Origin of the sequence: Arthrobacter sp. ZBG10 (assembly GCF_001238605.1) — a bacterium.
GTDB lineage: Bacteria > Actinomycetota > Actinomycetes > Actinomycetales > Micrococcaceae > Arthrobacter.
The window spans coordinates 77,324-102,069 of record NZ_LFQH01000012.1; the positions used below are offsets into that span (position 1 = coordinate 77,324).

Consider the following 24,746-nt stretch of genomic DNA (forward strand, 5'->3'; position numbering starts at 1 on the left):
CCGGTCAGCGTGATGGCTAATTGCCCGCCGGCAGCAACCGCCCCGCCTGATAGATGCCAATTGGTTGGCTTCTATGCCTCGACTAGCCGGATCGTCTACTGATGCCGCATCCGGCTGTGGCGATGGCCCTAGTCAGGCGCCGAACGCTCGTACGTGCTGCAATCGCCGTCGTACTCGTCATCGTGCTTTCCGTTGGTGTTGTTGTCGGCGCCGTCGCTCTAGCCTTGGCAGGCGACAAGCCGGAATCACCTGTCGGGTGTGTGTCGAGTAGCGGCGCTGTAACACAAAGCGTCCTCGGCGACAGTGGATCTCGGCCGGATGGTCAAGCCCTTGGACTCTCCGCAGGGCAGATTGCTGTGGCGCAGGGGTACATTTCCGTCGGGAAGCAACTTGGCGTTCCTCGGGAGGCGATGGTGATCGCCATTATGATGTCTCTCCAGGAGTCGACCCTCCGGATGCTCGCCAATGCGAATGTCCCTGCGTCATTTCAGTTTCCACATGACGGGGTTGGGAGTGACCACGACTCAGTAGGTTCGGCACAGCAGCGGCCAGCGGCTGGATGGGGAACCGTTGCAGAGCTGATGGATCTTTCTTACAACGCACGGGCGTTCTATGGAGGACCATCTGGACCGAATCAAGGCAGTCCTCGAGGTTTGCTGGATGTGCCAGGCTGGTCTGCGATGAGCAAAGGGCAGGCGGCCCAAGCAGTCCAAGTCTCTGCGTTTCCCGAGCTCTATGCTCGATGGGAGCCGCAGGCGACAGCCATTTTTGACCTGCTGCAGGGTGCCACCTCGTTCCCGACGTGCAGCGCGGGGGAGAGCGGCCCACCAGATTCGGTCTCCCCAGAAGGCTTCCCTCAAATCAGGCAGGACATTCTACGTTTCACCCAGGCAGGCCTGGGCGGCGCTTATGTCTGGGGTGGAACGGCGTTCAAAGCCTGGGATTGCTCGGGATTCGTGCAGTGGATCTATCGGCAGGCTGGGATCGACTTGCCCCGTGTGGAGCAGTGGCGCGTAGGACGAATGACCGATACCCCTCAGATCGGAGACCTTGTGGTGCAAAATCCTCAGGGGCCCTATAACTGGGGGCATGTAGGGATCTACGCTGGCGACGGAATGATGTACAGCGCGCTCAACCCGTCCGTCGGTACGCTGCTGCATCCAATCGACTGGAATCCGGGTACCGCGTACTTCAACCTGTTGTCGTGAATGTCGTCGTTTGACGTGTAGGACGAATCGCTTCCCGTCACGTCTAACATGCATTTCCAAGACCGCGAGCCGTTCTTGACTGATTTCCTTCCATCACGTCGAGCTTTCCCGGGACTGTCAAAGTCCCCCGTACGAGAACACTAAGCAAATGTAATTTCTTCGGTTGCGCTCGCCCGCCACGGATGGACAAAGGCGGAAAACTCGAGGGACGACCTCCCATCGAACCCAGGCCCTGCTGTATTTCCTACCATAGTCTTGAACTGTGAAAACGCCTGAAGAGGAGCGCCTGGCATTATTTCTGCGTAAGTACGACTCCGCACGTATAGACCATTCTTATCTACTTGTGTATCGCCGTGAGGACGTAGCACCAAGGGCTTTCGCTTCGATACACGAGCGCCTCGACGCCTGTTTGAAGTTTCTCAACACGAAGGCGCCTAATGGACAAGAAGGTCACTACAACGCCGATGATTCGCGGGAGCTATTGGGCCTCATACAGGAGGTCAATGAGTTGCTGCGCGCCCTGCGCATGGTCGGCCAGGATCTCGTAGTCCGGCCAGAATACGCGGAGACTCTAAGAGCTGCGGCTACTTGGCTTCAACCGTCCCACGGCAGCCCCGTTCCTCCGGGCTTCACACCGGTGGAGGTGGATCCTTACGCGCCGATGCTCTGGCGTAAAGAGACAGCGCTGGCGGTGTCTGGGGGCGCCAAAGTCGAGCTGAAGATGGTTGGTGCAGGGGCATTCGCCATGGTTCACAAGTTTGTAGACCCGGCCTATGGCATCACGCTGGCACGCAAGAAGCTGAAACCCGGAGTCGACAATCGCGAACGGGCCCGGTTCCGACAGGAGTTCGAACTGATGAAGGAGCTGAAATTCCCATACATTCTCGAGGTCTACAAATATAACGAAGCTGATGGCTCCTACTTGATGGAGTATTGTGACTCGACTTTGGAGCAATACGTGTCACGCCGAAATAACAAGGCCAGTCTGAGCCTCGCATCCCGCAAACGGATCGCTCTGCAGTTCCTCTATGGTCTGAACTACATCCACTCTAAAGGACACTTTCATCGGGATCTCAGTGTAAACAACGTCCTTGTTCGGGTTTACACCGAATCCGCCGTACTTGTAAAACTCTCCGACTTTGGTTTGGCCAAGCGTGAAGGATCCGAGTTCACCCGGACCGAGACTGAACTAAAAGGAACAAAGCTCGACCCTGCGCTCGACCGATTCAAAGACTTCGCGGCCGTCAACGACATCTACTCTGTGGGGTTCATCCTTCAATTCATATTCACAGGCCAAAAACACGTCGGTGGGAAGTCTCAAGTGGCAGGCATCGTCGCTAAGTGCGTGGATCCGGAGCCAACCCGCAGATTTCAGTCGATTCTCGAGATCATAGGGGCCGTCGAGAAGATCGAGGCCCCCGTGACTGCGTCTCAAGCCGACACCGCATCTAGCGCGCTTCAACCTATTGAAGGGCAGACGCTCAAGGATACGGGTCAAGCGGAAATCGCCGAAGCTCCAGCTTAATTCAGGCAGACCTTCGTAGCGCTCGAGACCCGACCAAAAAGCCGATGCTAGCGGGAGCACCCACGCCGCTCTGCAGCGCTCCAGACGTGATGGCGGCCAGGCTTAGCTCTGGTTGCGTTTCGGTTTCAGCAGAGGAAATGGTTTAGAGGTCGGGCAATCAACGAATTGCGTGCCTAGGGCCGCATATCTTGAACCAACTGGTTCATATAACCGATCTTTTTCTCTAGTCCTGCTCCTTCTTGATAACGTCACGTTGGGAGGACATAGATGAAATTTCGCGTCGTAGAAGGTTTCGCGAGGCCCGAGAGCCTACGCGACGAGAGCCTCGTCATCCTGCGAAAAGACAATTGGGATGACTTCGGGTTCAAAACGCTTTTCCAGGCAGAGTTACTCACAGCCGAAGGCGAGCTCATTGAACTTGGGCCCGTTAAAATTCTGAAAGCTGGCCAGACCAGCGGTTTCACACCGTTCAGCGGGGCGCTCTTGGACGCCTTGGACAGTTCTTACTGTTCTCTCGGCCAGGACGTTGAGTACTACGAGAAACTGGCCTCGCTTGCGGAGACCGAACGCGCGGAGTTTCTTAAATCGATCCGTGACGCGGCCACGGATAGCGGTATAGCGTCGGCATTTTCGTCTGAAGAGGGCTGGCAGGTATCACTACTTAGGTTCGGGCAAGCTGAGCACACGCTGGCGAATGGACGTGCAGTGGTCGAAGGTTCCTCAGCACCCAACGGAGTGGTGTCGTTTGCTCACCACAGCGATGATCACGACGGGGAGATTCGCTTCGATTACGACGACTCAGGCCCACTACCGGGTCGTTGTAAGGTGCTGATCGGTTATAACGGTGTGGGGAAGACTCGCCTGCTAGCAGATGTGGCGAGAGAGATAAGCAGAGTTGGGCAGGACATCACGCATCGAACTGCCAGCGGTAGTTCGACCTTCAGCACTGTGGTTGCGGTGTCCTACAGTGCGTTCGACACCTTTGAGCTCCCCCCCGCGATTGGGCGCGAGTACACGGCCTTTACGGATGATGAGGAGTCCTCATCGACCACTTACTTTGGGTACACCTACTGCGGGCTTCGCCGACTTGAAGACGGCAAAGCCAGTTCTCAGTTGAAGTCGATTGCAGAGCTTGATATCGAGCTTACAAGCGCATTCTGGACGGCATGCAGCCGTGAGACTACAGCGTTCAAGGAGGCACTAGCTGACTTAGACAGGGATCCATCTTTCGGAAGGGCCGGTCTGAACCTCTCAGCCTGGTTCGAGGACGGTCACTTGCCGGCAGAGAAGCTAGGGAAGCTGAGTGCTGGGCAGAAGATCGTTATAAATATCGTCGTCCAGCTCGCGGCACACCTTCGTAACCGCTCGCTGATTCTGATAGATGAACCGGAGACGCATTTGCATCCTTCGCTCCTGGCAGCCCTCCTGCGTGCAATCCAAAGACTTCTGGAGGGCTTCGACTCGTTTGCGATCATCGCGACACACAGTCCCGTCGTGCTACAGGAAGTTCCGGCGAAAGACGTGCGGGTCGTCGAAAGGTTCGGAACCACTGTTCGTACGGTTGACCCTCAACTGGAGACCTTTGGCGCCGGACTTGGGGAACTTACTCACGAGGCATTTGGACTCGACAACACCGTTTCGGACTATCGAGCGGTGATTCGCGCTATGGCCGCGGAGATGAAGCTTGATGCGCTGGAGGCTCTCTTTCCCTTAGGACTCAGCAGTCAAGCACGAGCACTGGCCCTCCGGACACAAGCGGCTTCGCGATAATATGCGAACATTATCGCCACCCGCGACCGATGAAGAAGATCTCTATGATCGCCTCTTGTCGGGCCGTCAACGCCGATTTGCAGAAGTACTCGCCGAAGCCCGGGGGACGGTCCTGTCGGCCTACTCAACGTATAGGGCAGGTATGCTCGTCAACCTGTCGACCGTAATTAAAGTCGACGACACGGCAGAGAAGCTTCGCTCGAACTACGGCATATTGAGGTCTGGGGCGTTGAGCGAAGATGGCGCCCAGATTCTAGCCCGCAGCCGGATCTGCTGTCTCTGCGGACTTCGTGATACGAGCGAGCTGGATCATTACCTTCCCAAACAGATTTTCCCGGAGTTTGCCGCGTACACGGTCAATTTGATACCCGTGTGCGGCGTCTGCAACAAACGAAAAGACGAGCACTACAGGACCGACGAAGGTTACCCGGCATTCATCCACGCTTATCTCGACGTACTTCCGACGACGGAGCGATTTCTCGTCGCGAACTTGTCTATTGACAACGCGGTTCTTCCTTCGTTTCAAGTGGTCCGCGCCCCGGGAATGCGTCAGCCGACTTATCAAATTCTCGCATCGCAGTTTGACCGATTCCAGCTGGCGACATTCTACTCGGAGGAAGCAACTGAGCTGCTGGTAGAGAAGCATGGTGCGATCATCGATTACTTCGACGACGGCGGCGCGAGTACGGTGAAAAAGTACCTGTTGCGCGAAGCGCGTAGCATCGAACAGCGCTTCGGACTGAATCATTGGAAACCGGTGATACTTACTGCTGCGGCGAACTCAGAAGAGTTCTGTAGAGGCGGATTCCGCTTTCTGGTCTCTTGACACGCAGAAACTCGACTGGAGCGCGACTCGGCTCTAACGGCGTCCGGCGAGTTGCCGTGTAGCCCGAGGAAATACATATGACTCCGACAGGTGCATCCTTGGACGCGATGAGTCCTGGCGAATTCTGTACTAGAACTTTCTCGGGGGTGACCGGGATTGGCGATTCATTGTGCCATTTCCAGGGCGCACACGATGGAACTGACTGCCCCTGAGAGGCATCTTAAGCCTGACGGTCCCGGGGCCGGATCGCGTACCCGCATTCCAAGGGCGATGGTTCGGGCGTCCGACATGGACTGCTGTTCAACTTGAGCGACCATTCGCGTGCTAACTAAGCCGGCAATCATGTCGTTCCATCCCCGGAACTCTATGAAGTGGTGAGCCCAAGCAGCTCATTCCATAGGAAGACGACTGGATGGAGCACCAGATGGTACTGGCAGCGGTGGATCCTGGGATCACACCAAACGCGAACTTTCCTTTTCTTGAGTCCCTCAAGCAGATCGGCGGTGGCATCCTCGTCGGCGCCTTCATCGTCATTGCAATCGTGGCGATCATCGGAGCTGCGATGCTGTTGGCAGGCAAGCTGAGCCAATCGTCGCGGCTTGCCTCAGGCGGAGGGGTAATCCTCCTGTGGACCGGCCCAGTCGCTGCAATTCTGGGCGGGATCAACGGATACATACTCTGGTCTCAGACGGCCTTTCCGTTGGGCTTCTAGCCGCTCGCGATCATGCCTATCGAGTGTGACCTCAACGGTTGGTGGCCGCCTGGCTGCGGACTGGTTTCGCAAGCCAATGACGGCGTCCAAGGTTCCATTACTTCAATCTTCGCCAACGTACTCCAGAACATCGCTTCGTGGATGTGGGGGTTCATCACAGGGGCATTCAGCGTCTCCGAAGTCGACGATTCGCAGTGGGCCGCCATCGGCGGACTGACCAATTGGTGGGTCATCGTGATGATGACTCCGCTGGTAGTTGGGATGATCCTTCAACTCCTCTCGGGACTGATCAGCCAGCAACCTCGCCGGCTGATCAGAGCTCTCGTCGGGGGAGCAGCCGCGGTACCTTTGGTTGCCGCGGCGGTCTACCTTGTCCAGCAGCTCACCCGAGTGACCGACTCTGCGTCGACCGCTCTCTTGGAGTCCATCGGGACGGATCCGTATGTAGTCTTCATGCGACTCTTCGGATTCGAACGGGCTCCGGAAGGCTCCGAGCGAGAATGGAACGTCATTTCGCTAGCGCCGGGCAATCAAGGCGGAGCCGTCGGCGGCGCGATAGTGACCGTCATGGCAGTCATCGTCGTATGGATTCTGGCGTTCATCCTCATGTGCTCCATGATCTTCAGGACGTTCGCCCTCGCCGTCCTCGCGGCTGTCGCGCCGGTCGCCCTCATGATGATGCCTTGGGAGAAGTCAAAGGCCTGGGCTGGGCGGTGGTGCGAAGTCGTCGTCGCGCTCTTGCTGGCGAAACCGCTGGCGGCGACAGTTCTTGCGGCGGCGATCAAGCTATTTGCGGACTCGACGTCTTTTGCCGGGTTAGCGGCTGGCACTGTCGGTATGGTTCTTGCCTGCGGGGCGCCATTGATGGCGCTGAGGCTGGTGAGCTTTGCGGGTGGCGAACTCGCAGCAGCGGCTCAAACGGCTGGCGGTGGCCACGTTCTTGCTCGCAGCAGCGGAGTTGTCTCCAGGCAGTTCAGTCGACAACTCGGTGGCATGACGATTGCATCAATGTTGGGCAGATCGTCGCTAGCTCGACCAATCCCCTCAAGTCGCAGGGACATCCCCACGCGCGTACTGCCACCTTCAGTGCCCTTGCCACGCGGCCTGACGAGTACGACGCCGATACTCACCTCGGGTGAAAACGCTTCGGCATCGTACGGAGCAAACTCTGCCCGCGGAGGCGCCGCAAGGCAGGACGCCGTGGTGAGTGGAGAGGTCGTCACCGAGCAGAGCAAGCAGGGGTCGTCTGCGACGCCCTCGCCGATAGCCCGGAACCCGGCCGCCGGACCGCCAAAGTCAAACCGCCCAAGGACTCCTCGGCAGCCCGAAGTGCGGAGTCCCGGCAGCGCGCTGCCCACATCCCAATTGCCGCCCATCAGGCCCAAGGCTTCTGAGGGGCACTTCCCTCCGGAGAAACCCCATGACTGACGATTCCCGCGCCCTTGAGGCCGTCAAATTTCCCCGGTACGAGCGCCGCGGCATCTTCATGGGGTTGAAGTGGTACCAGCTCGGGTTGCTGGCCCTCGGCGTCCTCACGGCGATTATTGCCTCGGCGACGGGAGGTCCGGTCGGACTGACGACGATGAGTCCCATCTGGCTGCTGCTCATGCTGATGGGAGTGCTGCAACATGCTCGAATCCCTTATCCCATTTGGGTCAGCCTCATCACGCTGTTCTTCGTGCGTTTGATTCTGGGGCAGACCCGATACCTCGCCCGTCCCGAGAAGGCGCTGAAAGCGGGAAAGCTTGCGCTGCCAGGTGGACTCGGCAGCCTCAAGCTCCAGATGACCAGTCGTGGAGAGTGCTTCATCGTCGACCCTCAGGGCAAGGAAGCAACGGTCGTCTTGCGTTGTACCACCAGGTCATTCGCTCTCCTCGACGACGATGACAAGGCGTGGGCGGCCCAGGCTTGGTCACGTGTGCAGGCCGGACTGGCCCAGCGATCGGACATAGCAAGAATTGCCGTGCAGGACTACACGGTTCCGTATCCTTCGTCCGCCCTTCAGGATTTCTACGACCACACCATCGTGCAAAAGGGCGGCCATCCTGGTGGCAATTCGTGGGGTGAGGTGGCGTATCAAGACTTGATAGCCGCAGCTGGATCCGCCATGAGTCACGACGTCTTGTTGTCCGTTGTTGTGGATACGGCCAAGTCGAGGAGGCGCATCAAGGAATCTGGCGGAGGCACAGGCGGACTGGAGCGTGTTCTGCGCTTGGAGGTGCAGGCCATCACTACATCCCTGGCAACTCATGGAGTCCGGGTGGACGAGTGGCTTTCGGAATCCCGACTACTTGAGGTATTCAGGGGTTCCTTTGATCCTGAAACGGTCTCCCGCGGGTCGGTGAAGAATGACAGTGAGCCGCAGGATTCCCAACCGAGCAAGCAACGGCGACTGAGTTCAAGTCCAATGGCCCTCGAGGAACACTGGACGTACCTCCGCACAGACTCCGGATTCCACCAGACTTTCTGGGTCGCAGAATGGCCGCGGCAAAAGGTGTATCCCGGCTTCCTGCACCCGCTGGTTTACGTCGGGGACTTCCGGCATACAGTCACGCAGGTGATTCGCGCTGTGCCGACCCTGGAGGCGCTGCGCGACATCCGATCAGCCCAGGAAGCCCACGAAACGCGCCGAAGGATCAACGCCCGCTTCGATCGACCCACCACGAGGGAGCAGCGAGCCGAGGAAGAAGAAGTATCGCAACGGGAAGAAGAGATCGTTGCCGGACATGGCGATGTACGTCCGACCACCTTCGTGACCATTACCGCAGCGTCCTTGGAGGATCTGGCCCGACACCGCCACGAACTCGAGTCCGCAGCCGCGGGCGCATTCGTTGAACTTCGATTGCTGGCAGGGCAGCAGTGGGCAGCCTTTATTGCCGGTGGACTGCCTCTGGGAAGGGGATTGCGATGAGCCTCAAGAACCAGGAGGTGACCTATACGCCGTCGGGCACTCGCGCCGAACGCAAGAGTCTCAGAAAGGCGACAACCGCTGAGTCATTGCCACAGAAGCGCAAACTCCGCCAGCGGATTGACGAAGCCTTGGAGCGGCGCGGTGACCGCGAGCGCCTCGGCGGCGACTGGGGGAGCAGGGAATCGCAGTCATTATGGGGACCGCATAGACTCCGGCCGGCACCTCACCGCGCCTCGACCATGACCTTCGCGGCGGCGTACCCGTTCATCACGGAGTCAGGACTTGGCCACGAGGGAACGTACATAGGAACTGACGTCTTTGGTTCGGGAGCCTTTTCCTACGATCCGTGGATCCTGTACGACAAAGGAATCATTAGCGGCCCTTCGATCGTCGTCATTGGTACGGTCGGCACCGGTAAGTCGATGTGTGGGAAGTCGCTGGTTGCTCGCTCCATCACGTTGGGACGGAAAGCGGCAGTTGCGTCGGATCCCAAGGGTGAGTGGGTGTCAGTGGCTAAGGCAGTTGGCGGCAAGGTCATTTCTGTTGGCCCTGGGCGCACTGCTCGCGTGAATCCTCTGGATGCAGGTCCGCGGCCCAGTTCACTTTCGGACACCCAGTGGAAGGCTGTCGTCCGGCAGCGGCGCCGGCAACTGATAGTGGCTTTGGTGTCTCTCATGCGTCAGGGCACACCGTTGCATCCCGTTGAGCACACCGCCCTCGACATGGCCCTCATGGAAACCACTGCGGAGAACTCGACGCCGACCCTCCCCATGGTCCTGGACCACCTTTTGAGTCCTTCCGCGGAAACGCTCGCCCTTGTTGGCAAGGACGGCGGAGCGGCGGTGAGTCACTCCCTGCGGCGCACAGTCTCAGGCGACTTGGAAGGCATGTTCGATGCACCGTCCACGGTGGCCTTCGATGCCGACGCGCCAATGATGGTGATGGACACGTCCGCGCTCATCGGCGCCTCCGAGCAAGCGCTGTCGCTCGCTGCCGCCTGCAGTGCCACCTGGTTGGAAGCTGCAGTGACAAACCCCGACGGCGGCAAACGGCTTGTGGTGTACGACGAAGGTTGGCGGATGCTCGCCGATCCCTACATGTTGGCCAAGATGAGCGAGCAATGGCGGCTTGCCCGCACCTACGGGATCGCGAACCTCCTCATCATGCACAAGGTTGCTGACCTCAATGAGATCGGAGACAGCACAAGCGGGCATCGTCAGAAAGCCTTGGGACTGCTGACTGAAGCGGACACGCGCATCATTTATCGCCAGAAGCATGATGCCATGCGCCTGACCAAAGAAGCACTGGGTCTCACTGAAGCTGAGTGCGAGCATGTTGAGAACCTGCCCAAAGGCGTCGGGCTCTGGAAGGTGGGGAACCGTTCATTCATCGTTGCCAACAGAGTGACCACGGACGAGTTGGAAGTCTTTGGCACCGACGACCGGATGCACCTGTGAGGACGCGGACGGGTAGCAACAGTCCCTTGGTCTCAGGCGGGCTCTGGGCGTTGACCGGGTACATGGGCTTCTGCCTGTTGGTCCAAGCAGCCGCGCAGCTTGCCGGCGCAGGGCGCTGTGGCGGCAGGCCGCCGTCGTTCTTCAACCCTGCTGCAGGCGTCGGTTTGTTGGCCGGCCGTCAGGACTGGATTGTTGGTACATCCCGAGCCTGCATCTTGGACATGGCGGCAGTCTGGTGGATTGTGAGTGCCGTTCTCACGTTGCTTGCGGCGCTCGCAGCCGCTGCTGCCCTCGCGTGGAGAACCTGGAAACAGTCGGGCGCTTGGCTGCGGCAGGACATCCTGAGCAGGGATGGCGTGGCAGGCCGAGCGGAGATACTTCGGGATTTCGGATCCAGGGCGGTTCGCAAGCGTGGGCAATTCACTCGGCCAGGTCTCAGCAAGCCGAGCATTCACGATGTGTCGTGGACACTTGGGCGCTCTCGTGGGGTGACCATCCATGTTTCCACTGAAGAGTCGATGGTCATTCAAGGGGCTCCTCGCTCGGGCAAAGGGTTGTATGTGGTCATCAACGCGATTCTCGACGCGCCTGGTGCTGTTGTCACCACATCCACGAGAGCCGACAACCTGGTGGTCACGATGCGAGCGCGGATGTCTGATGGGCGGCCGGTGACGGTATTTGACCCTCAGGGCATGTCTGGTCTGCCATCGACTCTGCGTTGGTCGCCGGTACGTGGTTGCGGTGACCCAGATATCGCAACCCGACGGGCTCTTGTGATCACCGCAGATACAGAGATGAAGGGCGAGAACGCAGCGTGGCAAAAGCGCTCGCTGATCGTGCTGCAGTGCCTGCTCCACGCGGCTGCCCTGTCAGGGGAAGGCATCGCAGCATTCCGACGATGGTCGTCCAGCCCGGTGTTGGCCAGAGAGGCGCTGGATATTCTGGGGCGTCCCGGCGCGGCGTTGGGGTGGCAGGCTGATCTGATGGGGATCTTGGAAGACGACCCACGGAACACTTCCAACTCCTGGATTGGGGTCTCGGCCGCCGTGGCCCCGCTCTCATCTCCCAAGGTGTTAGCGGCGCTGAACCCACAGGACGAAGCTCAAGAGTTTGATCCCAAGGACTTCATCAGGCAGCGGGGGACTCTCTACCTTATTGGCACCCGCTCAGGAGCTGCGGCCGCTGGTCCTTACCTCTCGGCTCTGATTGACGACATCGATAACGCTGCGCGTGAACTGGCCTTTGTCTCACCTGGAGGTCGACTCGATCCACCGCTTTCTCTGATCCTCGACGAGATAGCGAATCTATCGCCGTGGCCCGGCCTGCCTGTAGTGCTCTCCGATGGTGGTGGTATCGGCATTTCAACGCTCGTGGTTCTTCAATCGCTTTCACAGGCCCGGAGTGGCTGGTCGATCGAGGAGGCCGCCACCATCTGGGATTCTGCGATCATCAAGGTAATCTTCGGCGGAGGCTCGGACGAGCGTGACCTGCGCTCGCTGGCGTGCCTCTTAGGGGAACGGAGCCTGATCCTGAATACCCGGTCGTGGTCCTCGCAGGGACGGCAAGACGGAGAGCAGATTCGAGAGAGTCCGGTAATCCGCCTGGATGAGATCCGGCGGCTTCCTGTTGGTACGGCTCTCATGCTCGGCCGACGAACTCGTCCCATCCTGCTGGACTTAAGAGACTGGCATAAGCGCAAGGACGCCGCTGAGCTAGGACGGTCCAAGCTGGCGACCGAGCGGGAGTTGGCTGCTGGTCATCTGAGCAGACAGACAGCAGACAGCGAGACTGATTCATGAACACTCAAGCGGATGATTCTGACTTCGAGGTGGGGCGAGTATCTGACTTGGATGATGAGCTAACCGCGGAACTGTTCCGGTCTTCATTCCAACCGTCGCCGCGCTCCGTGGGCGTGACACATCGATGGCGTGACATGTCATCGGCGCAGGCTGAGGCGGTGTGGCAGAGCCTCTTCGACTGGGTGCGATGGTTCGTTGCGACCTATCAGCTGACGACGTCGGTGGTGCCGGATTGTTGGTGGCGACACTCGGAGATCGTGGCCGAGCTGTATGCGCTTCAGCGGGCGGAAGCAGCGTCCTTCACGTCAGATGACTCGGGATTCGGTCCGCTGGCGTTCCACGAAAGGCTGCCACACGGCGTCGAACGTCTCCGAACCCACACGCGGACGGCCGGGTGCGTCGGGCTGCAGGCCCATAAGGAACCGGTCATGAGGATCGTGCCAGCCGAGCCGGACTTCGAGGACTGGAAGCTGGGCACCCATCAGACCAGCAGCTGATTCCGTCATGCCGTTGCCAGGTTCGCTCGACATGAATAGGTGATCCCTTCATAGGGCTGTCTAGAAGCACGAAGGATGGCTGTCGTGGCCTCTGCATCTGAACTGAATGCTGACGCAAGCGGGGCTGAAGAAGCCGCCGCGCCGCCGTCGAACGTTCGCCTGTCACCCGAGGAACGCATAGCCGAACTGACCAGGGGACTGCACACAGCACTTGAGGAAGCCATCGATTCGCCCATGCGCTGGCAAGTCCTGCTCGACGCCTCCGCAACCCTGTGGCGTTATTCCGGGGGTAACGTCGCCCTACTGATGATGCAGATGGCACAGCGCGGTACCCAAGAGCCGACGCTGGTGGCCGGCTACAAAGAGTGGGCCCGGCATGGGCGAACGGTTCTGCGGGGAGAGCACGCGCTCTGGGTAATCGCGCCCCGGACAGCCTCGATGCAGGAACTGATACTTGCCGACGGGCAGCGCAAGCTCCTGCCAACGAATCACACTGCACCTGTTGATGCCGTCAGCAGAGGCAAGAAGAACGTGATCACTGGTTGGCGCGGGCAGGCTGTCTTTGACGTCACCCAAACGGAGGGTACGCCGCTGTTGGTGCCTCGCGCGGATCCTAAGGGTGGGGCGGACGTGGGTGATCTGTGGAGTTCCCTGCGTGAGGTTGCGAAGGAACACAGCTTCCGGGTTGAGGTGTCAGGATTTCAACAGGGCTACACCAGTGGCTATACCGACTTTGATGCTCGTCGAATTCAAGTTGGTGCCTGGATGAACGACGAGGAGCGGGTAGCGGTTCTTGCCCACGAACTCGGACACGTCCTTCTGCACGGACCGGACGACCGCTTGGGACGACTGTATGGAAGCAGCGCCAACCATCGCGGCTTAGCGGAAGTGGAAGCCGAATCGGTTGCGTATACCGTCCTGCGTGCCCATGGCATCGATCGTGGACCGCAATCAGCGTCCTATCTCGCTGGCTGGGCAGACGCGGTGATAAGAGCGGAGAAGGACTTGAAACACGACTCCTCAGAAGGTTGGAGGCCGACGTCACGCGTGGACATCGCCAAGTCGGTCCTGGGACGGGTGACCGCAGCAACCAAGGGGATCCTCGCAGTCTCGGATCCACCTGGGTTCGGAGGAAAGTTCGCTACCGCCAGTGCTGACCGGTCCATCGCGGCGAGTCCGAGCTACGCCGGCGTCCCTGGACCGAACGCGTCATTGAATGGTCCCGAGATTGCTGGTCCTTGAACGCACAGATGTCCGTCGGGAGAGGCCCGTCGACTAAGGAAGGTAACCCATCATGAATACAAAGATCCCCATTACTATCACGGGGAACCTGGTCGCAGATCCCGAACTGACCATCGGGGAATCCGGCACTCCGCATGCGAAACTCCGCGTTGCCGTGAACCAGCGGATTCAGAACCCGGACGGCACCTGGCGCGATGGCGAACCGGTCTTTCACAACGTGTCTGCGTTTCGAATGCTCGCGGAGAACGCTTCTACGTCTCTGAAGAAGGGAGACCCTGTGACGGTGTCGGGAGAGCTTGAGTTCCGTTCGTACGACAAGGACGGCGAGCGGCGTGAAGCCCGGCGGATCATCGCTGACACTATTGGTCCGGACCTTCGCTTTGGCACGGCGACGTATCAACGCTCCGCGCGAGCAGTTGCGGAGCCCGAGGCCGCCGTGGAGGCTACTGGGCCGCAAGCGACGACGGCGACTGGCTGGCCCGCGTATAACGTCACCTCGAAGGGGCCGGTGGTGACGTCTTCTTTAGGCGGAGGGCCAGTGAATGACATGACGGTTTGATCGGTCTTCGTCGTCTCACGCCCACGTCTCGATCGTCGAGACGTGGGCCCTCTTCGTGCTCAGGATCCGCGTTCGAATATATGTTCTAATCTTGTTGGTATGAGACCGAAGCAAGACTCCACCGCCTTCGCCCGGATGATGGCGCAGATTGACGCCGACAATAGCCACCCCAAGCCTGACGACGGCCAGATCACTGAGCTGGAGCCTGGGAGTCAGCCGCTGGTTCGGGTGGGGGAGATCTATGGTCGGGCGATCAAATACACGAGGACCTTTGGGCTGGTCGAGTGGGTGGACGACGGCCGGGTGTATCACGTTGAGTGGTTCCCGGCCGGGCAGGTGAAGCGGGTGGACCAGGAATCGTGGAGGGGGCGGCCGCTGTAGGGTGGTGCCGAATCGGGCATGCCCCTCAATCGAGCGCCGACATCGAAGATGCAAAGGTTTAAAGTGTCTGCGCGCCTAGCCCCAGGCCCGTGGCGACTGCTGTCGATGATGCTCCATCGCCACCATGGAGGGGTGCAGGTGCCGGCTTTGCGATGGCGATTGCTTGCGATGGATCGCGGACCCTAAAACAGTGAGTCAAAATCATAATCCTGGGGCGAGAGACTAAAGCTATCCTTAGGGTCGCTTACGCAGCTCATCTCGCACGTCATCCAAGAGGTCAAAGAAATCGCCAGGGCCCACTGTGCCGCTGTAGAGCGCGGTTGTTCCATGCATGGAGCTGTCCAGTTCGATGCTTCGGAGCTTGGCGGGGAATTTTGGCTCCTGACCTACGAAGTGCCACCTGTTGCCATGGGCCGCTGCATTTCGAAGGTGCCTGAGGAACTCAAGTACGGGTGATGAACTGTCCCTCAAACCAAGCTGATCGAGGTCGTCTGCCAGCCTGGTAACGATAAACATTGCGGTGAAGGGGAGTACGTCTCCTCCCAGCCCCAAGCCTCTTCCGTTGTCCTTACGTGCCTGCTGTAGCCAGTAGTTGATGTTCTCGGAACTGGCTGTTGAACCGTCAGCCCTCACGACCGTGAGTGGACTCGTTGATAGTTCAGGAGTGATCTCATCCATAACGCGCTCCATGAAGCCTGCTGGGTGCATCAGGGCGACCATTGCGAGCTGAACACCAACAAAGGACGTCTTGTAGTTCTCAGCATTGGTTGCCAGCTCGGCCGCCGATGAAGGGCGCAGGCTTTGGGTCGAAGTCGTCATCGCACAAGCATAAGGTCGGTAATGCCGCTGTCTTTTCTATGCAAGTGGTCGTTCACCAGAGGCGAAAGAACATTTGAGTATGAGGTATATAGCAGTCGTGATGCCTCATTGCGGTCGGTGTCCTCGGACAGGTGCCCACGCCAAGACGTGATCGCCGCTGATGCGGTAGGTCGAGGGCCAAGGGGCTCCAGGTCGTACCTGCGTCGGATCTGGCTGAATCAGCAGAACAGAGCCAGGCCAAAGGGGCTCGGGTAGTGCTTCGATCCATGCTGGCTGGATGTAGTCGAAACGATTCCAGCTGATAGTGATCCAGGAGCCGGTCGGCTGCAGAGCGTCTACGGTCAGAACTGTGACCTCGGTTGTGGTCCCGCCAGCCGCCTTCAGGCTCTCGAACCGCTTCCATTGTTCTGCTGTTAAGGCCTGCCACTGCCGTTGGCCGCGGACACGTTGGGCCCAGAAGAGCACGACTACTGCACAGGGGGTCGTGAGGGCGACCAGCAACCAGGCCGTGCCGGAAATCGTGAAGCTTAGAACTGCCAGGATCACAGCAAGCACCAGCGTCATTGCGCTCGCAATGATAAGAGCGGGTGTTGCTACTCTCGGCTTGAGGACGGGGTTCCTCTGCATAATTGCTCCAGCTTCCAGTTTAAAGCTGCCATCCAGTGCTTGTCAGGCTTATTGGGGAGTCGAACTCATACGAGTTGCGGACATCTTCTAGCACTGGTTGTGGTGTGGCAACTTGACCGATTGCTCGCTGCAGATATTCCCACTGCGCTCGCTGTTCCCATTCCCAGTCCGCCGGAGTCGGACCGTGGGGGATGGCTGCGCTATTGACACCCCAACGATCCCTGTAGACGGCCACCTCTCGAATCAAGGCGGCCATCTCAAACGGATCGGCCCCCGCACCGATGTCCTGCCACAATTCTGTGGTCCAATCAGGCTCACCAAGTAGCGCCGCGTTGGCGACGTGCTCCGCACGGCTCCTAATGCGAAGTCGTACTTGGTCCAGCAATACTCCGAGGTCTGGTCGGTCTATCGTGATCTGCTCAGTCAACGGATCGATAGGTGATTGGGGCAGCTCCGAGCAGAACCTGCGCAGCCGGGCGTGGGCAACCGCGGTCAGGTCCCGCGCATTGGCTTCTGAGCCCAGAGTCTCGTTCAAGGCCCGATGGGCTCCCAGGCGACTGATGTTGTTGGCACGTCGCCACGCAGCGACTGCGGCGCCCCAAGCGGGAGATTCGCGCATCTCCTCAGAGCGGCCGGGCATAAGACCGTCGATATCCCCGGCGAGTTCAAGACCGGAAGCGATTTGAGCCAGGTAATCGTATTCGCGGCTCAGACGCTCGAGGCTGTCGGCGTGCTGCCGTTCGAAGTCCCGTACCTCGTGAGCCGTGCGCTCCGCACCTTCAGCAGCAAGGACCTCACCAAGGATCACCCGCCAGCTCGAACGGGCACTAGGGTCCAGGATCTCGTCTTCGTCCGGGTCGTTTTCGCTGACGTAGGCCGTGTTGGAGCGTCGGCCCCGAGTCATGCTGACATACAGCAGTTCCCGCGTGAGGCGGCCAGGGGTCACAACGGTGTGGCCGGTGTCGACAGTGAGGCCCTGACTGCGATGGGCCGTTGTGGCGTAGCCCAGCTCCAAGGATGACTCCACATAACTGCTCGGCAAGAGTAGGGCAGCTCCGGTGTCTTTGCGTATCGCGTTTAGAACACCGTGGCGTCTATCGACTCCAGTGACTTCGAGGAGCGTCCCATTGCGAAGGAACTCACCTCGATCGTCGCGAACGGATCGGTCATTCCGGCGGGCAATAACGATGTCGCCACGACCGGCACGCAGGCCGTCCCGAAGGACCAGGGTACGTTCCGCGTCTACGGCGCCCAGACTTACCCGGTCGGCTTGAGCACGTTCATTGAGCATTTGCACGGTCTCGTTATCAGGAGCTATCAAGACCGAAACTCGGCCAGACAAGACATCCGAGTGCCACGCGGAGTAGGCACGGTCGACCATGTCCGAGTAGTGGCCATGTCTGATGCGACCGTGGTCCTCATACTCTGCGAGCACCGACGGACGTCCCTCGCGCAGCCCGAGGGAGGCTGACCGTTCCCACGGATCCTTGAAACGCCAGATCGTTCTCAACCGGGCTGCCTTTCCTTGCCTATCAAGCCAACCAAGCACGCCGCCGGCGTCGATGGAATCGAGCTGGGCCGGATCCCCAACCAAGAGGATCTTGGCGCCGGCTTCCGTCGCCTGGCGGATCAGGGCCGTGAGTTGGAGCGTTGAGACCATGGAGGCTTCATCGATGATCACAAGCTGATTGGGATGAAACTGCCATTTGGACTGCTCGGCGGATAGCCGGGCGACCTCTTGTTGAAGGCGGCCAACGATTGGGCCGCCGAGGGCCGCTGCCACCCGGAGTCGATCGCCCGCTCGGAAGAACCGTCCTGCCCTCTCCGCTGCACCAGACCCGACAGATTCATGCAGCCACTTAGAGACGTTCTCAGTCACCATCCGCAGCTCCGAGCCGAGAACCTCGGCGCTCGCAGCAGCCGGCGCCAGGCCAACAACGCTACCCAACCGATGCGCAACTTCCCATGCTGCTTTGACCGCGCCAAGGGTGGTCGTCTTTCCAGTCCCGGCCGGCCCGACGATGGCGTCGAGCCTGCTGGAGCTCAGCAGGACCTCCGACGCTGCTGTCAGCTGGTCATCGTGCAGGGGTGACCCCTCGCCGTTTCTGTATGAGGTGAGCGTCTGGAAGGCGAGATCGACCGGCACGGCCGGCCCGCCGTCGGCGTTCTTCGCCGCCATGACTTCGTCCTCAAACGCAAGCATCGACTCATCCGTGTAGAGACGCGATCCGTGGAAGTCGAAAACGCTGCGTCCGGCGAATCGCAGGTCATCAGCGGCATCCGCGGGGACACAGTATCGGTACTCGTTGAGTGGCACGGATTGACGTTCTGCGGCTGTGGCCACGGCATCGATCATCTCGTTACGGTCGGCGGGGGAGGCGCAACGGATCTCAGCGCACACACGCTCACCTTCGGCGATCAGGTTCCAACGATTCCAGGTTGAGCGTTTGGTCGCCACGCGCTGTCGGGTCAGGAGCCCGACGGCGGCCATCCAGTCCGGGGCGAAATCGCCACTGCGGAATGGGCGAGATTGAGAGCGCCGAATAGTGGAACCAACAACCGATGCGGGATCGAAGCCCTTGTTCTTTGCTCTGTCGCGCCACTGTGCGGACAGAGTTCGTAGCGGTGACGGCTCAACGTCTTTTGGAGTTCGCGTCGATAGGGTCGCTTGCTGGCGCAATCTCACGATGGTTGTCGCTGTCGGGCGGGCTCCATGGTCCGTGATCCATTCTCTGACCAGACGATCCGTCTCAACGTCGATGAGCCTTGAGCGGTTGGAGAATTCGCGGACAAGGGCTTCAGCGATGCCGGTGAGTTGCTGGCTTGGGTTATGAGTGTTTTGTGCTGGGGCTCGGATGTCGGCGTCCGTGCCGAGGCTGGCGTGCAAGGCATCGAAGAGCAGCCCGTTGTAGTGTTCGCTGGCGGCGACGACGGCTTTGTATAGGGAGCGGGAGTCCAGGGTGGCCCACGCACCGTCCGTGACGCGCTGGACTCGGTTCGCGATGACCAGGTGGGTGTGGAGCTGAGGGTCGCCGGCGCGTGATTCCCAGTGGTCGAATGCTGCGGCGATGGCGCCTCTAGTGCCGACGTGTGCAACTCCGTTCCGACCGGACCTGGTGTTGATGACCTGCTCTTCCATCCAGGCCAGTGTTGCTTCGATGGCCTCGTGGTGGGTGTCTAGTATTTGCTCTTGGACAGGGCGGGGGCTGAGGGCCCACAGCGTGGAGACGGACTTCGGGACGCTGAACGTGAGGTCGAACCCGGCGACGGCGTGCTTCGCCGCATTGTGGTTACTGGCCTCTTGGCCGATCGGCAGCTGCCCGTGGGCCCTCCCCAGCGGCTCGTTGCTGTCAGGGTGGGTCGCGTCTTGGAAGATGGAACGTGCATCGGACTCAGTGACTTTGTCCCCAGCCTTCCTGGCGATCCCTTGGAGACCATTGCCCAACCAACGACCTTGGGGCGTTCCCGTCTGCACGTAGTAGCTGATGGTGTCTGGGGGAGTAGAGGATAAGTCGTCCAACATCGTTGACTTGAACAGATACTTGAGCCCTGACCGTACTGAGAGCCTGGCGATGGACATGGTCATGGCCGCGCTCCAGTTCGGTTCTTGGCTGGCAACCATCCTCGCCTCCGGAGAATGTCGAGTGTTACTGGGTCGAGGGCGATGGCTTTCGCGCGAGAAATTTGAAGCAAGACCGCGGCTACTCGGGCGAGATCTTGTACGTTCGTTCGCTGGGCACGCTTCAGCCGCAGGACTTCGTTGTGCAGGAGTCCGTTTCTACCTTCCAGTTCGCTGTAGAGGGCATGCAAACGCTCCAGTTCGAAGGACTGCGATCGCAGCTCTGTCAGGAGCCGGTCTATCTTGTCGTTGTCTTTTGATTTGCAATGCGTCTGCTGTCCGGAGCTCTGCTTGTTCACACCGGTTCATGTGGTCTGGACGCACACTCCGCATGATTTTCGGGTCGACTGGCCTTGGATGCCAGAGGTGTGAGGCGCTTGTCTGCTTGCGGTGTTGGCTCGGGCGGGGGTCGTCGAACGGTGCTTCACTTGGCGGGTTGCTCGGCCGATGAAGCTGGCTCTAAGGAGTAACTGCCGGCGAGCCAATGAGTGTGGATTAGGGTGAATGGATTCGAGGCACAGAAAAAGACCGCCGACTGTGGGTCGACGGTCTTTGAGTATGCGCACGACTGTAGAGATCAGGAAGAGTGGGTCTTTGGCTGTGTGCCGACGGCGAGTTTGAGCGCTTGAGTCAACCTCACGATTTCCGTCGGGTTGAAACCGGACCAATGGTGATGGTCATCCACCACGACGATAGGCGCCTGTGCGTAGCCGAGGTCTTGGACGTATTCGAGGGCTGCGTCATTGGTGGTGAGATCAATACTGGTGTAGTCGATGCCGGCCTTATCGAGGCTGATGGAGGTTAGGCGGCACTGCTGGCAACCAGGCTTGGTGTAAACGACGATGTTCATGGCTATTGCTTCCTTCTGGGTCAGAGCGTGCGGTAGGCCTGGGTTTTGTTGGTGGCCCATCCGGCGACGAGGCCGCAGCCCAGCATCTGGCTCATGAGGCGGGCTAGGCGGTAGTCCGGGTCGAAGGTCCGGGCGAGGTCCATGAGGTCGGATGCAATGGAGCCTTTGCCTTTCCACCAGGCGATGCATCCTAGGACGGTCAGCGGCGCGGCCGCATGTTCTGGCGCGGCGACGGCGTAGAGCTGCCGCAATAGTTCTTCGGCGGTGTCGATCCGGTCCCAGTCCGGTGCGGTGTCGGATTCGCCGAAGAGGAGCGGTTCCAGCGGCAGGTCCAGGCCGGGCATGTCGGCGAGGAGCCTGTCTCTGACCGAGGGAATCTGGAGGTGGGCGAGCACTTCGGCGAGCTGTGTCGTCGCCGGCTCCTTCCCGTCCTCAAGGAGGCTGGACCAGAGCCCGCGGGCTGCGGCTGACCGTTCGGCGGAGCTTTGTGCCAGTGCGGTCTTAAAGTGAGTGTCGACGTCGGCGGTGAACTCCGGCGTGAGCGTCCGGTGGGGGAGGGTGGGGGTGCTGCCGTTCTTAATTTGGCTGCCGCGGAAGATGAGTTCGGCGTTGAGTTGGCTTGCCTGGACTGTGGAGAGCGGGATGTCCGGGCCGTAGGAGACGGGGTGGATCCTGAACTCGGCAATGGCGGTGGGTCCGACAATCCAGCCGGCCTGGACCGGCATCCCGGCGAGTGCGAGCTGTTGGGCGAGGGATTCGATGAGGGGGCCGAAGAGGGCCTCACTGTCGCTGTCGCGGTTCGAGTTGGTGAAGATCGCGAAGACGGCCGCCGTCGCGTCCTGGTCGGTCCGGAGGTAGCCGCCGACCTTACGAGCGTAGGTGGTGGCGTGGTCGGGTGTGGTGGGCAGGTCGAGCCTGAGGGTGGCTCCCATCCTGTTGTGTTGGAGGGAGAGGCAGACGAGGCTTTCGTGGGGCCAGTAGCCGAGGCTGTGGCCGATGAGGCTGACGAGGTCGGCCGGTGTGGTGATGTGCAGGGTATCCATGATGATCTCTCCTCAGTAATTGGCAGGGCCGTTGTTGGTTTGGGCTTCTGCTTTGGTGGGGCCTGCTGGTAGAGGAATCACCGCTGGGTATGAGGGACCGGAGGGCAACCCGGGATACCGGGCAGGGGGAGGAGATTGTTGTGAGGAAATAAGCGACGCAGGAGCGCCGAGGAACAATGTCCTGGGGAATGCCCGGCGCGTAGCGCGGGTTGCGTGCAGGGACCGCCCAGCGATGATGGGGGACCAGAAGGCACCGCCTGTTTTGGATTTCTTGTAACAGCTGATTGGTAGGCATCACCTGATCGGCGTCGAGGCCGGGACCGGATGGTTGTCGCTGCGCGTCACGTCTTGGAGAACGAGATGGATGGTGCGCTGCCGTCGTCCCTTGAATCCACGCCAGAAAATCTGCCAGCGACATCATCCAGTAGTAGTCGCGGTAGTTCAGTCCGCTCGCCCCGTTACCCTGGGCGTCCCAGGCTGTGTTTCCTGACCACCGTAAATTGCGTCCTAAGTGCTTGGGACGCCTTGGCCTGAAGGTGGCGTTGCGGCCTGCTGCGGAACCCTAAGATCTTGATTCTCATGTATGTCGCCCTTCTGAAGAGAAGATCCTGAGTGACCTCGATAGCTCTTTCATGGCGTTGCCGCGATCTGCTACATGACGGCAAACTCGGTACAAAGCGCAGGAGAGCCCGGCCGGAGCCCGTCGCGGAGGAGCCGCCTGGCAGCTGTATGACGTCCATGGTCCTGCCACGTTTTGCGAGAAGGCCCTACCGGTCGTTGTCTTAGCCCCGCAGTACTGTGCGGACGTGGTGAAGATTGAGGTTGAAGCGGTGGGAAAGAAGTTGGACGACCTTTTGGCGCCTATAGCCAGGTCTCCATACGAAGAGGTGGAACCAGACTACGAGTTCCTCCATCCAGCACCCCTATGCACTTGCCAATGCCACTGACAGCTTCAGCCCCCTGACGTGAGCTCTGCTGCCTCGAATGCCTGTGCAACGATGCTCGGCGTGAGAGTTTTCTTGCTCGGCGACGGAGGCCGCACCTGCAGGCTATCTGACTGGTACGGCCTCCGGAGGCCGGTGTTCGGCCAACCGGTACCGGTACGCGGTGCTCTGTGGACACCTCCGTCTGGGCCAAAGCCGTATCGATCTGACGAACAAAGATTCCTAGTCATTCGGGCGAGGGTGGCGTCTGGTCAGCCCGCGTCGCCACTCACGTTGACTCATTGCAGGGTATAAATGTTGGCTCGTTCGTAGAATTCGCGGCCACGTTTGAAGCAAACGAGATAAACAGTATCCTCGACTTGGCAACACCAGAGCTCGTAGCGGCGGTGACCAAATGGCTGGCTAAGAAGGACCAACGAGAAAAGTTTGACTTCTACTACGAGCAGGGACATGACGAACTGCAAAAATTCATACAAAAATCTAACCTAGACTCCGAGGCCAGGGCCGAGATAGCCGCTGCCGCCACAAGAGCAGTGCGTCAGGACTTCCGGAACGAAACGACCCGAGAGTACTTCGGAAACGTCGTGGGGGGATCTGCCCGCAGACACGTTACGGCAGTCACTATTTGCGATACAGAGCATTTCGCAAGCCAGGATAAGGATCGAATCCTCGACGGCACGTTCACCGTTCTCGGCAAGGTGAGTGAAGTCTCCATGAAGGCAACCTCAATATTGAGCCGTAACAAAGTTCTCAACCGAATCCAACAGCCGATGCTCGATGAACTAAACGAGAACATGCGCGTCGCGGCTCAAGATGGAAAGTTCAACACGAGCTTCAAGTTGGGACTCAAGCCGCCCATCGTCAAGGTGATTCCAATTGCTATCTATGTCTAGGAATTTGGGACTACTGAAGGTTTGATTGACACTTTGCCTGTGAGGATTTGATCCTTGCGGGTGGAATGATGTTCATCATGCTCAAAGCCTTTCCCGAAGAGTTCCGCCGCGATGTTGTCGCGGTTGCCCGCAAGGGCGAAGCGCCCATCACCCAGATCGCTAAGGACTTCGGTGTTTCACCTGCTGCCCTGCACCGTTGGTTGAAGATCGCCGACAGAGGAGATGGTGTAGCGTCCGGCGCGGTGTCCGATGACGCCGCGATGTCGCGGGAGGCCAATGAACGCATCCGGCTCCTGGAGCAGGAAGCGGAAGTCATGCGCCGCGCTGTGGCCTATCTGTCTCGGGACATCAATCCAAAAAAATGATGTACCCGCTGGTCCGTGAGCTGGCTGCCGGGACGCCCCGGTCAGGGTTCCTGTGGCAGTGTCCTGCCGGGTACTGAATTTTTCCAGACAGGCCTACTACCAGTGGGCCGCCAACCCCGTCCCGGCCCGGGACTGGGAAGAAGCGCACCTGGTCAACGCCGCCATCGATCACCACCGCGACGATCCTGCCTTCGGCTACCGGTTCATCGCCGATGAGATCAACGCCGGACCCGGTCCCGTGGCCAGCGAACGCAGGATCTGGCGGCTGTGCTCCCAGAACGGCATCCTCTCGGTGATCCACCGCCGGCGCCGGTCAGGGCTCAAAGCCGGCCCTCCGGTCCACGATGACCTCATCGAACGGGACTTCAGCGCCACGGCCCCGAACCGGAAGTGGTTGACGGACATTACCGAGCACCACACCGGGGAGGGCAAGTTGTACTTGTGCGCGATCAAGGACCTGCATTCGAACCGGATCGTCGGGTACTCGATGGACGGGCGGATGAAAGCGTCCTTGGCCGTCGCCGCACTGGACCATGCCGTGGCCCTCAGGAAACCGGCGGGCACGGTGGTCCATAGCGATCGCGGATCCCAGTTCAGATCCAGAAAGTTCGTCCTGGCACTGAACACCTATGGGCTGAACGGATCAATGGGAAGGGTGGGCGCATGCGGTGACAACGCCTGAGTATGTCAACTCGATTC

18 protein-coding genes and 1 pseudogene are annotated in these 24,746 nt (G+C 59.8%); 14 read left to right on the forward strand and 5 right to left on the reverse strand.

Annotated features, from left to right (window positions below; genetic code table 11):
* The first annotated feature begins 680 nt into the window (after positions 1-680).
* The 9 genes from ACU18_RS19535 (at position 681) to ACU18_RS03270 (ending at position 12,208) form a co-directional block, all read left to right on the forward strand.
* The gene (locus tag ACU18_RS19535) at positions 681-1,208 is read left to right on the forward strand and encodes a C40 family peptidase (RefSeq protein WP_157407539.1); all 528 of its coding nucleotides are present in this window, start codon (positions 681-683) and stop codon (positions 1,206-1,208) included.
* 262 nt (positions 1,209-1,470) lie between these two features.
* Positions 1,471-2,733, forward strand: a complete 1,263-nt coding sequence (locus tag ACU18_RS03235; protein WP_157407541.1) for a protein kinase family protein — start codon at positions 1,471-1,473, stop codon at positions 2,731-2,733.
* A gap of 267 nt (positions 2,734-3,000) precedes the next feature.
* Positions 3,001-4,503 carry an ATP-dependent nuclease gene (locus tag ACU18_RS03240; RefSeq protein WP_050684096.1) on the forward strand — a complete coding sequence of 501 codons (1,503 nt, stop codon included), beginning with the start codon at positions 3,001-3,003 and terminating at the stop codon, positions 4,501-4,503.
* Between the two features lie 142 nt (positions 4,504-4,645).
* The gene (locus tag ACU18_RS03245) at positions 4,646-5,329 is read left to right on the forward strand and encodes an HNH endonuclease (RefSeq protein WP_050684097.1); all 684 of its coding nucleotides are present in this window, start codon (positions 4,646-4,648) and stop codon (positions 5,327-5,329) included.
* A 412-nt stretch (positions 5,330-5,741) separates the two neighbouring features.
* Positions 5,742-6,041, forward strand: a complete 300-nt coding sequence (locus ACU18_RS03250; protein ID WP_050684098.1) for a hypothetical protein — start codon at positions 5,742-5,744, stop codon at positions 6,039-6,041.
* A gap of 141 nt (positions 6,042-6,182) precedes the next feature.
* Positions 6,183-7,469 carry a type IV secretion system protein gene (locus ACU18_RS03255; RefSeq protein ID WP_050684099.1) on the forward strand — a complete coding sequence of 429 codons (1,287 nt, stop codon included), beginning with the start codon at positions 6,183-6,185 and terminating at the stop codon, positions 7,467-7,469.
* Complete coding sequence (locus tag ACU18_RS03260; protein ID WP_050684100.1) at positions 7,462-8,952, forward strand: SCO6880 family protein; 1,491 nt, start codon at positions 7,462-7,464, stop codon at positions 8,950-8,952. The genes ACU18_RS03255 and ACU18_RS03260 overlap by 8 nt, the downstream gene beginning before the upstream one ends.
* The gene (locus tag ACU18_RS03265; RefSeq protein WP_050684101.1) at positions 8,949-10,409 is read left to right on the forward strand and encodes a hypothetical protein; all 1,461 of its coding nucleotides are present in this window, start codon (positions 8,949-8,951) and stop codon (positions 10,407-10,409) included. The genes ACU18_RS03260 and ACU18_RS03265 overlap by 4 nt, the downstream gene beginning before the upstream one ends.
* Before the next feature lie 62 nt (positions 10,410-10,471).
* The gene (locus ACU18_RS03270; protein ID WP_157407543.1) at positions 10,472-12,208 is read left to right on the forward strand and encodes a type IV secretory system conjugative DNA transfer family protein; all 1,737 of its coding nucleotides are present in this window, start codon (positions 10,472-10,474) and stop codon (positions 12,206-12,208) included.
* Between the two features lie 305 nt (positions 12,209-12,513).
* On the opposite strand, the gene ACU18_RS19540 is transcribed toward ACU18_RS03270, so the two are convergent.
* Positions 12,514-12,738, reverse strand: coding sequence for a hypothetical protein (locus ACU18_RS19540; protein ID WP_157407545.1), 225 nt, complete (start codon positions 12,736-12,738; stop codon positions 12,514-12,516).
* Positions 12,739-12,789: 51 nt separating this feature from the next.
* Between ACU18_RS19540 and ACU18_RS03280 the strand changes: the two genes are divergently transcribed.
* From ACU18_RS03280 to ACU18_RS03290, 3 genes are all read left to right on the forward strand, one after another.
* Positions 12,790-13,947 carry an ArdC-like ssDNA-binding domain-containing protein gene (locus ACU18_RS03280; protein ID WP_050684104.1) on the forward strand — a complete coding sequence of 386 codons (1,158 nt, stop codon included), beginning with the start codon at positions 12,790-12,792 and terminating at the stop codon, positions 13,945-13,947.
* Positions 13,948-13,999: 52 nt separating this feature from the next.
* The gene (locus ACU18_RS03285; protein WP_050684105.1) at positions 14,000-14,506 is read left to right on the forward strand and encodes a single-stranded DNA-binding protein; all 507 of its coding nucleotides are present in this window, start codon (positions 14,000-14,002) and stop codon (positions 14,504-14,506) included.
* Between the two features lie 99 nt (positions 14,507-14,605).
* Complete coding sequence (locus tag ACU18_RS03290; RefSeq protein ID WP_050684106.1) at positions 14,606-14,887, forward strand: hypothetical protein; 282 nt, start codon at positions 14,606-14,608, stop codon at positions 14,885-14,887.
* Between the two features lie 234 nt (positions 14,888-15,121).
* Here ACU18_RS03290 and ACU18_RS03295 read toward each other — a convergent pair whose 3' ends face one another.
* From ACU18_RS03295 to ACU18_RS03320, 4 genes are all read right to left on the reverse strand, one after another.
* The gene (locus tag ACU18_RS03295; RefSeq protein WP_050684107.1) at positions 15,122-15,706 is read right to left on the reverse strand and encodes a hypothetical protein; all 585 of its coding nucleotides are present in this window, start codon (positions 15,704-15,706) and stop codon (positions 15,122-15,124) included.
* A 646-nt stretch (positions 15,707-16,352) separates the two neighbouring features.
* A complete protein-coding gene (mobF, locus tag ACU18_RS03305) occupies positions 16,353-19,919 on the reverse strand; it encodes a MobF family relaxase (protein ID WP_197273506.1) in 3,567 nt (1,188 codons plus the stop codon).
* A 610-nt stretch (positions 19,920-20,529) separates the two neighbouring features.
* Complete coding sequence (locus tag ACU18_RS03315) at positions 20,530-20,802, reverse strand: glutaredoxin family protein (RefSeq protein ID WP_050684111.1); 273 nt, start codon at positions 20,800-20,802, stop codon at positions 20,530-20,532.
* A gap of 20 nt (positions 20,803-20,822) precedes the next feature.
* A complete protein-coding gene (locus ACU18_RS03320; protein WP_050684112.1) occupies positions 20,823-21,845 on the reverse strand; it encodes a DUF4192 domain-containing protein in 1,023 nt (340 codons plus the stop codon).
* Between the two features lie 1,225 nt (positions 21,846-23,070).
* On the opposite strand from ACU18_RS03320, the gene ACU18_RS03325 reads away from it, so the two are divergent.
* Positions 23,071-23,682, forward strand: a complete 612-nt coding sequence (locus ACU18_RS03325; protein ID WP_050684113.1) for a DUF6414 family protein — start codon at positions 23,071-23,073, stop codon at positions 23,680-23,682.
* Between the two features lie 77 nt (positions 23,683-23,759).
* Positions 23,760-24,726: pseudogene (locus tag ACU18_RS20150) on the forward strand (IS3 family transposase); the annotation flags it as partial.
* Positions 24,727-24,746 lie beyond the last annotated feature (20 nt).